This is a genomic window from Protofrankia coriariae, from assembly GCF_001017755.1.
Classification (GTDB): Bacteria; Actinomycetota; Actinomycetes; order Frankiales; family Frankiaceae; genus Protofrankia; species Protofrankia coriariae.
Map to the genome: position 1 here is coordinate 194,489 of NZ_JWIO01000001.1, position 8,864 is coordinate 203,352.

Sequence of the window (8,864 nt, forward strand, 5' to 3'; positions counted from 1 at the left end):
CCGCCGCAACGGCGGCCGGATGCTCTCCCCGGATCCCGGGACGCTCGGCCGCTACGTCGTGCGCGACTACCTGCGGTCCCGCGGCGGACGACGCCGAGCCGCCAGCTAGCGCGTACCCACAGTCATCATCATACGCTCACAGCCACCGATTTATACGAAAAGTAATCATCTTATATCCACATCCACATCCATGCCCATACCCATACCTGTACCTGTACCTGTACCCACGCTCGCCGGCATCTCCGCGGCCGGCGGCGCACCCGGACGTCAGGGCTGACCGGCTGACGGCACGCAGGCTTCCTGACGGGCGTCCGGGCGAGCGGTTTCCGGATGGTCTTCGGGGCGTGCCCGGCCGGCCTCCTTCGCCCGGTACATCGCGAGATCCGCGTTGCGGACGACCGCGCCGGGCGGCGCGTCCTGCGACTCCGAAAGGGCGACACCGATCGTCGCGTCCACGGTGAGGGAACGCCCGCCGACCACGATCGGCCGCCGGATCGCCCCCAGCAGCTGGTCGGCGAGATCGCGTGCCCGGCCGCTGTCGGCGTCACCCAGGATGACAGCGAACTCGTCCCCGCCGAGACGGCAGACGGCGTCCCGCTCGGTGCCGGCTTCCCGCAGGCGGGCACCGATGATCCTCAGTACCTCGTCGCCGGCGTTGTGGCCGTAGGTGTCGTTGACCGACTTGAACCGGTCAAGATCAATGAACAGGACCGCGAACGCCGGTGTCGGACGCTGGGCGGCGATCTCGTCGAGCCGGCGGGCGAACACCGACCGGTTCGGCAGGCCGGTGAGGGCGTCGTGGGACGCCTGATAGCTCAGCTCGTCCTGGAGGACCCGGCGTTCGCCGATCTCGTGGCAGGTCAGCAGGATGCCGGTGGCCTCTGAGCGGTCCCGCAGGTCGATCGCCTCAATGTCGAACCAGCGGTGGCCGCTGCCCGCGGCCGACAGCCGGACGTCGCGTGCCACGGCCCTCCCCGCCCCTGCTCCGGGGCCCGTCCCGCCGCTGCCGGCCCCGGCAGCGGTCCCGCCGGTGGCCTGGCGCAGCAGCTCCGTCAGGACGCCCGCGTCGTCCGGGTGGGCGACGTCGGGCAGGCGCCGGCCGAGGTAGGAGCTGGCCGCGACGCCGAGCAGGAACGCGGCGGCGGAACTGACAAAGGTGATCTTCCCGTCCGCCCTGGTGGCGATCACGATGTCGTGGGCGTTGTGCAGCAGGGCCTGCAGCCGTCGTTGCTCATGGCGAATCGCCGCTTCACGCCGGCCGTTGAGGACGTTGAGCCCGACGAGCGCGGCGGCGACAACAGCCAGCAGGCTGCCGTCCCGGACGAGCCGGCCGGAGCGGATGTCCCCGTAGAAGGCCTGGACCGGCTGCTGGAACACCACATAGCCGCCGTCGGGCATGTTCGCCAGCGGCGAGACGATGGTGACCTGGCCGCCGGCGTCGTCGATCTGCCGGGCCTCGCCGACCCGCAGGGCCGCCAGGCTGGCCGCGGCCACCAGCCGCCGGCCGATCAGGTCGGGATTCCAGGAGAACGTGACCGTGCCGGCCGAATCCACCACGGACAGCCCGCCCACGACGAACCCGAGCGTGCCGCTGGTCGCGAGGTTGGCCTGGTTGGGCGAGTCCCGCAGCGACTCCCCGATGACGACGATCGCCACCGGCCGGCCCTCGCGCAGGACCGGGACCGTCACGTAGTCCCGCCAGATCCCGTCGACGTTCATCACGGGCGAGTTGCCGGCCCGTCCCGCACGGGCGGTCCGCCACGCCGGGTCGTCCGGGCCGATCGGCAGGGCGAGCGACGGCGGTTCGGTGGCCAGCAGGTGGCCGTCCAGGCCGGCCAGCGCCCAGACGTAGTTCCTGCCGCTGATCCCTGACCTGGCGAACGAGCGCAGCACGGCGGCGTCGGCATCCCGGTCACTCAACGACCAGGGCGCCGCCGACACAGCCGTGATCAGACGCTGGCTGTCGACGCTGTGCATGGACGCGTCCGCCACGATGGCGGTGAGCGCCACGTGCTCGGCCAGGCGCTGCCGTTCGGCGCTGTGCCGGGCCTGTGTCTGCAGCCACAGGCTGACCGCAGCCATGGCGAGCAGGGCCCCGCCCGCCACCAGCGGCGGCCCCAGCCGGCCGAACCAGCCGCGGGGGGGACAGCCGTAGGCGATGCGAGCGGGCGCGGCCGGCAGCGGGAAACGGTGGCGGGCCGGCTGCCCGGCGGGCCGCCGCGGCTCGGGCAGCGGCGGCGGCGTGGATGGGGGCACCGCTGAAGGGAGCACTGAAGGGAGCACGTCGTCGGTCTCGGTGACGGGCACAGCGGGCTGCGGGCCCGCCAGCGCGCTGGGCGACCCCCCGGTCGCCATGGCGAAGCGGCCTTTCCCGGCCCGTTTGGCCTCGTACATGGCGTTGTCCGCGACGCACAGGAAATGTTCGGGCCGCGCGACATCGAGCGTCGAGGGCGCGATACCGATGCTGGCGTCGACCTGGACCACCGAGGCACCCACCATGATCGGGACACGTACCGACTCGATGATCCGGTCGGCGGCCGCGGCGGCGGCCGCCTCGTCANNNGGCGGCGGCCGCCTCGTCCGCGCCGCGCAACAGGACCCCGAACTCGTCACCGCCGAGCCGGACCGCCAGGTCACCGTCCCGCAGGATCTGGACGAGACGTTCCGCGACGGCCCGCAGGACGACGTCACCGGCGTCGTGGCCGTAACCGTCGTTGACGGGCTTGAAATGGTCGAGGTCGACGAACAGCACCACGAACGGCGCGCCGCCGGCACGGACGGCACCAGCCGCCTTCTCCAGTTCGCTCATGAAGGCCACCCGGTTGGGCAGCCCGGTGAGCAGGTCGTGGGACGCCTGGTAGCTCAGCCGGTCCTGCAGGTCCTTGCGTTCCCCGACCTCGTGGCAGGTCACCAGCACACCGGCGAGCTCGGGATGGCTGGTGAGGTCGCTGGCCTCCAGGTCGAACCAGCGCGGCTGACCGGCGGCGGTGGTCAGCCGTACGTCGAGGACACCGCCCCCGGTCGGGTCGGCCAGCAGCCGCCGGATCCGCGCCACGTCGTCGGGATCGGCGAAGTCGGTCAGCACCCGGCCGATCCAGGACGCCGCGTCGTAGCCGAGCAGGTCGCGCACGGCGGGGCTGACAAAAGTCATCTCGTGGTTGTCACCGACGACCACGATGATGTCCCGGACCCCTCCGAGCATGGTGTGCAGCCGCGCTCGGGCCCGCCGGGCGACCTGCTCGCGGCGCAGCCCGAACACGACCAGCCCGCCGACGCAGACCACCAGAACGGCCAGCAGCGTCAGATCCCCGTGGCGCCCCGCGGCCCGCAGGTCCGCAAACAGCCGCGTGGTGGGCTGCTGGAAGATCGTGACATATCCGGTCGTGGACTGCTTCTCGGCGACGTTGACCACCTGCTCCCCGGCGCCGCTCGACATCCACACCCGGACCGTGCCCGGGACCAGACCGGCCAGTTCGCGTGGTTCGACCAGCCGCCGGCCCCGCAGGTCCTGCTTCCAGCAGGCGGCCGCGACACCGTCCGCGTCGACGTCACACAGGCTGCCCGACACGCTGTCGAGAGCGGCGAACCTCTCGCTGCTCTCCCGGGCCGCCCCCTCGTCGACGACGCGCACCAGCACCGCCCACGGACGCGGCGCGCCCACCGGCACGACCGTGGCCCGCACCGGCATGCCGTCAAGGACGAACACCTGCGACATGGCCGGCTGCCCGGCCAGCGCCGCCGTCCAGGCGGCACCGAGATCGGCGGCCGTCACCCGCGGCCCGTCCGGGACAGCGACCAGCGAGCCGCCGTCGATGCCGACGAGGGCGGCCAGCAGGCTGACGTCACCGACCGGCGCCGTCGCCAGCTGCTCCAGCATCCTGCGGTTGTGGGCCGGCTGGTCGGGTGCGAAGGAGAAGCTGGCGACCAGCGCGCCCATCCGCCGTGGGTCGGACGTTCTCGCGGCGTTCTCCGCGACCCGTTCGACAAGCCGGGTGCGGTCGGACAGCCGCTGCCGTTCGCCTTCACGCAGACCCGCCTGCCGGACCGCCAGCGCCAGCGCCCCGAGCGCGATCACCACCGCCAGCCCGACGAGCAGCGGGACGGATCGTCGTAGCCGCCCGCCTTCTGCGTCACCAGCGAGGACGGGCGATCGTTCGACGAACGCCGGACGGTCGCCCGGTACCGAAACTGTGCGAATGGCCTTTATCCCTCATCGTAATCGGTTGCCGTCACAGAAGAAGTATGCAGACAAAGCCGGAAGACCCGTCGTACGGCGGGTCGATACCGGTACCCACGGCCCCTCGGAGCCCGGCACGCGAAAAACATGATCGCGCGGCCTTTGGCCCTGACACCCCGCAAGGCCTCCGGCCGGGTAGGAAGGCATCGTTCCGGCCCTTGTCACATCTCGGACGATCACCCCCTACCACCACACCTGTGGACAGATGTAACAAAAATGATAGTTGCGGACACTCAGTAGTAAGAACGCCCAGGAGCGGGACGTTCGATCCGCTGGCGGCGGGCGGCCAACCGGCCGTCGCCAGGGCAGGCGGTCAGATCATGTTCCCTGCGTGTCCGGCATCCCTCCCGACTCCTCCGGGCTCCCTCCCGGGTCCGAGATCCGCGGACCGGCCAGGAGGTCCAGCGGCCGGTCCCGACAGCTGCGGCGGGCTGGCGGATCCGATGGCTGGTGGGCCTGACAGGCTCGAAGAACCCCAGGTGAGGACCGACAGCCCGACAGCTCCGGGCGGCCCGGCAGGTCTGACGGAACCTCGGTTGCGAGGCCGTCGGATCCGTCCCGGACGGATCGGCCCCGCCGGCCCGACCAGAACCCGGCCACACAGGCGGACAGGCATACCAGCACCGGCGCTGCCGGGAGCCGCCGGCCACCGAACCAGCGACATCGCCCGCGCGCAAGGACTACAACGACGATGTGTGACGACTACAAGCAATTACTAAGAGTGACCAAATGATGAGATGGAGACGCTTGCCCGACGCGCCGCGGCGGCCACTTCGCCCCGGTGGGCCACATCGTCGAGTTTGTCCAGCAGCCGGTCCCAGACCTGGCGCGGGATGTCGTGCCCCATGCCGTCGATCTCCAGCAGCTCCGCGGACGGGATGGCCGCGGCGGTCAGGCGCCCACTGGCCACCGGGATCAGCGGGTCGTTCGCCCCGTGCACGATCAACGCGGGGATCTCCAGCCGGGCGAGGTCGGGCGTGAGGTCCCCCGTGGCCAGGATCGCGGTCAGATGCCGCGCGGTGCCATGTGGGTCGTACCGACGCTCCCAGGCCAGCCCGGCCTGCCGCCGTATCCACTCGCGGTCGGGGGAGAACTCGGCCGATCCGACGATGTTGTGAGCCCGCTCGGCTCCGTCCACGTACGCCTCCCGGCTCGCCACCATCGGGCGGAGCACGACAGCGGTGGCGTCCCGAGCGGCATGCCCGACACCGTGGCTGCCGGTGGTGGCCGAGATTGAGGTGAGGCTGCGTACCTGGTCCGGGAAGGACAGTGCCACGATCTGGGCGATCATGCCGCCCATGGAGATCCCGAAGATGTGCGCGGACCGCCAGCCGAGGGCGTCCATCAGGCCAACGGCGTCGGCTGCCATGTCGTCGAGAGTGTAGGGGGCGGCGTCGGCGTTCCCGGACATCACGGCCACGAGGTCCGGCTGCCCCAACTGGTCAAAATGGGTGGAAAGACCGACATCGCGGTTGTCGTACACAAGAACCTGAAAACCGCGGCGCACCATCGCCCGAATAAGATCAGGATGCCAGCCGACAAGCTGTTGGCCCAGCTCACCGACCAGAACGAGCGGCAAGCCACCGGAGTCGCCATGCAGCTCGTATGCGATTTCGATGCCATTGGCCTGAACCGTACCCATAGACGGAAGGTAGCGAGCGCTCGCCGCTGGCGCTCGTAATCCGGCAAACTCCGACCACAGGTCACCTATTCGGGTGACGCCGAACACGTATCGGAGCTCGGACGGGCCGGTCAGCGGGCGGACCGACCAGCCCGCCGGCCAGGAAAGCGGCCGCTGCCCCCAGCGCCGTAGGCCCGTACCGACCCACGCTCAGGACGGCGCCCATCGGTCGCTCGACGAGGCCCACATCGCGCCGTCGACGTCCCGCCAGGAGCCAGCGCATAAGGAATCATCAACACAAAGGGAGCGCCAACGCAAAAGGCCGTCAGAGCCGTCGGCGTGGCGGGGCCGCCAGAACGGAGGGGCCGTCAGAACGGAGGGGCCGTCGGCGTGAACGCCGTCGACACCGAGCGGCACGTATCATCGCGAAACTCCGCTTTTCGACACGGTGTCACGGAGTGGAAAATCCGCGGGTGGCGGCCGCCCAGAAGGACTGACCGCCGGTACCGGTCACCGCTGGAGGCCTCCGGCACGCCACCGCCGGGACGTCTCCAGATCGATGCGAGCCGCGCGGACAGCCAGCCGAGCCCGTTCTACGAGATCATTCCAAGAGAACGAACCATGCGCGGGGGCGGCGCTGGCAGCGGCCGCGGCCAGTGTTTCGATCAGGTCCGTTGCCAGTACGGCGATCTGGTCGGCCAGAGCGTGGTCGGCCAGAAGCGGTGGACCGACACCCGCGGGAAGCCCGGAGCCCGCCTCACGCCCCAGACCAGCGAGTTCGACGGCCAGCGCACGCGTCCGGTCGGCACGGGTACCGGTGCCGGGCCCGGCGGCCACGCCCGCCCCACCGGCTCCCACCCCGGAACCGGGTTCGGGTGAGTTGGCGCCGAACCGGTAGGGGACGCACGGTTCTCGCCAGGAGGTCGGCGACCATCCGTGGATGCGGTCGTGCAGTCGTCGTACCTCGCTGATCAGCGCCGCCAGCGGCGCGTCCACAACTGCCACGTCCGAAGTGATCAGATCCCGAATCGCCGGGGGATCCGCTTCGACCATCCATAAAGGCTACCCCGTGACAGCCGTGGCGGGTCTTGCCGTTGTCCGACTGGTGGTGCACGCTCCTTCCATGACTGGTTGACCAGTGCGTACTGGAGGCGCCAATGTCGCAACAACGCTCCGAAGAGACCCACCACAGCCTTATCGAACGAATTCCTAGAATCACCGGACACGACGTCGGCCACTGGCTGGGATGCCTGGACCGCGGGCCTGGTCTCCTGCGCTTCTCCGAACGCGTGAACTGGCTACGGGACGAGCACGGGCTCCCCCACTGCTATGCGGCGGCTGTGGTCCACGAAGCGGATCTGCGCAGGCGCGCCATCCGGACCTGACCCGGTAAATCCTTTTCGCTCGATGTAACCTTCCTCGCCCGACCGGTCCGGCGCGGCCCGCATGCGTCACAGCCCCATGAGGATCCGGGTCCCGGTCGTCCTCCCCCCTCGGCGACGAGCGCAGGAGCATCCGGCACGGTGCCGCCGGGCCGGCCGGGCGAGAATCAGCCCATGGACATCGACGCGGCACGGGACTACGTCCGGGACAATCATCGGGCTGTCCTCGCAACCTTCCGGCGGGACGGGACTCCGCAGCTGTCGCCGGTCACCGTCGGCGTCGACACCGACGGCAGACTGGTCATCAGCAGCAGGGAGACCGCCTACAAGGTCCGCAACCTCCATCGCGACCCGCGGGCCGGGCTGTGTGTCTTCCCCGACGCCTTCTTCGGGCCGTGGATCCAGGTGCGGGGCCGCGCACGGATCATCTCGCTGCCGGATGCCATGGAGCCCCTCGTCGACTACTACCGCACGCTGTCAGGCGAGCACCCGGACTGGGAGGACTATCGCGCCGCCATGGTCCGCGACCAGCGTTGCCTGATCAGTATCGAGATCGAGCACGCTGGCCCCGACCGCTCCGGGTGACCAGCGGGCCGGTCACCACCCGCGACGGCGAATCCGGCAGAGCAGGTGAGAGTCAACGCTGGCCCGGCCCCCGCCGCCACTCGCACCCACCTGGCCGCGGCCGCACCCGGCTGACCGCCACCGGGCACCCGGCTGGCCGCGGCCGACCAGCCACCATGTACAGCCGGAGCCGCCGTACAGCCGGAGTCATCACGGCCAGCCGGTCGCGGCCGGCTACGCGGCCTGTGCGGGCCGCGTAGCCTGAGCCAGCCAGGGGAGTCAGGCGCGCAGTTTCGACAGCAGCCTGAGCATCTCCAGGTACACCCAGACGAATCCGACGAGCAGCCCGAACCCGGCCCGCCAGGCCTCCGAACGGGGAGCACCGGCTGCGATCGCGCGCTCGATGTAGTCGAAGTCGAGGATGAACTGCAGGCTCGCGACCACGAGCACGGCAAGGCTGAACAGGATGCCGAGCGGGGACGCGTCATTGATGATCGGCAGATGGCTGCCCGACACCGCTCTGATCACCAGGTCGGTCAGGCCGAGCATGACGACGCCGAGCAACGACCCGTAGACGACCCGGGCCATCCGCTCGGTCGCGCGCAGCCGGCGGCTGCGATAGGCCACCAGCATGGCCACGAAGACCACGGCGGTCCCGAGCAGCGCCTGGAGCACGATCCCGTGGAAGGCGTCCTCGTAGAACCGGGAGACCGCGCCTACGAACAGGCCCTCGAGAGCGGCGAAGAGCACGATCAGCGCGGGCCGCAGCCGCCGGCCGAAGGAGATCACCAGGGACAGCGCGAGCGCGGCGAACATCGCCGTGAAGCCGACCGCGGGGGTGGTCGGGGCGATCGCCCAGCCGACCGCCCCGGTGACGGCCATCACCGCGAACAGGCCCAGAGTGTGGACGACGACGTCGTCGACGGTCAGCCCGCTGGGCGCCCGGTACAGCCCGGCGAGCTGCTCCGGCGTCGGGGTGGGCGGAGCTCCCCTGCCCGGCGGCGCATACCCCCCGGGGCCGTAGTACCCGGAGGACGGCGTCGACCGGCCGGCGAAGCCA

At 70.7% G+C, this 8,864-nt stretch carries 7 protein-coding genes (1 of these 7 cut by a window edge); 2 read left to right on the forward strand and 5 right to left on the reverse strand.

The features are described 5' to 3' along the window. Positions 1-267: 267 nt before the first annotated feature. The 4 genes from FrCorBMG51_RS32295 to FrCorBMG51_RS00860 form a co-directional block, all read right to left on the reverse strand. A complete protein-coding gene (locus FrCorBMG51_RS32295) occupies positions 268-2,637 on the reverse strand; it encodes a diguanylate cyclase domain-containing protein (RefSeq protein ID WP_047221226.1) in 2,370 nt (789 codons plus the stop codon). Continuing rightward, a complete protein-coding gene (locus FrCorBMG51_RS32300) occupies positions 2,558-3,937 on the reverse strand; it encodes a diguanylate cyclase domain-containing protein (protein ID WP_476742080.1) in 1,380 nt (459 codons plus the stop codon). The genes FrCorBMG51_RS32295 and FrCorBMG51_RS32300 overlap by 80 nt, the downstream gene beginning before the upstream one ends. A gap of 1,015 nt (positions 3,938-4,952) precedes the next feature. Beyond that, on the reverse strand, positions 4,953-5,816 hold the full coding sequence (locus tag FrCorBMG51_RS00855; protein ID WP_338052657.1) for an alpha/beta fold hydrolase: 864 nt from the start codon (positions 5,814-5,816) through the stop codon (positions 4,953-4,955). Between the two features lie 552 nt (positions 5,817-6,368). Then, complete coding sequence (locus FrCorBMG51_RS00860) at positions 6,369-6,863, reverse strand: hypothetical protein (protein WP_235433205.1); 495 nt, start codon at positions 6,861-6,863, stop codon at positions 6,369-6,371. A gap of 152 nt (positions 6,864-7,015) precedes the next feature. Here FrCorBMG51_RS00860 and FrCorBMG51_RS26010 point away from each other — a divergent pair, with 152 nt between their 5' ends. Both FrCorBMG51_RS26010 and FrCorBMG51_RS00865 read left to right on the forward strand, forming a co-directional pair. Further along, positions 7,016-7,243, forward strand: a complete 228-nt coding sequence (locus tag FrCorBMG51_RS26010; protein WP_013872262.1) for a DUF4287 domain-containing protein — start codon at positions 7,016-7,018, stop codon at positions 7,241-7,243. 171 nt (positions 7,244-7,414) lie between these two features. Beyond that, on the forward strand, positions 7,415-7,825 hold the full coding sequence (locus tag FrCorBMG51_RS00865; protein ID WP_013872261.1) for a PPOX class F420-dependent oxidoreductase: 411 nt from the start codon (positions 7,415-7,417) through the stop codon (positions 7,823-7,825). A 258-nt stretch (positions 7,826-8,083) separates the two neighbouring features. On the opposite strand, the gene FrCorBMG51_RS00870 is transcribed toward FrCorBMG51_RS00865, so the two are convergent. Beyond that, positions 8,084-8,864: the 3' portion of a Bax inhibitor-1/YccA family protein gene (locus FrCorBMG51_RS00870; protein ID WP_047221229.1), read on the reverse strand. Its footprint extends 65 nt past the window's final position; 781 of the gene's 846 nt are visible here — the last part of the coding sequence; the start codon falls outside the window, past its right edge; the stop codon is at positions 8,084-8,086.

Bases quoted from the DNA above. Each gene is read 5' to 3' on its own strand.
- FrCorBMG51_RS26010 (WP_013872262.1), top strand. From the start codon at position 7,016: ATGTCGCAACAACGCTCCGAAGAGACCCACCACAGCCTTATCGAACGA.
- FrCorBMG51_RS00865 (WP_013872261.1), top strand. From the start codon at position 7,415: ATGGACATCGACGCGGCACGGGACTACGTCCGGGACAATCATCGGGCT.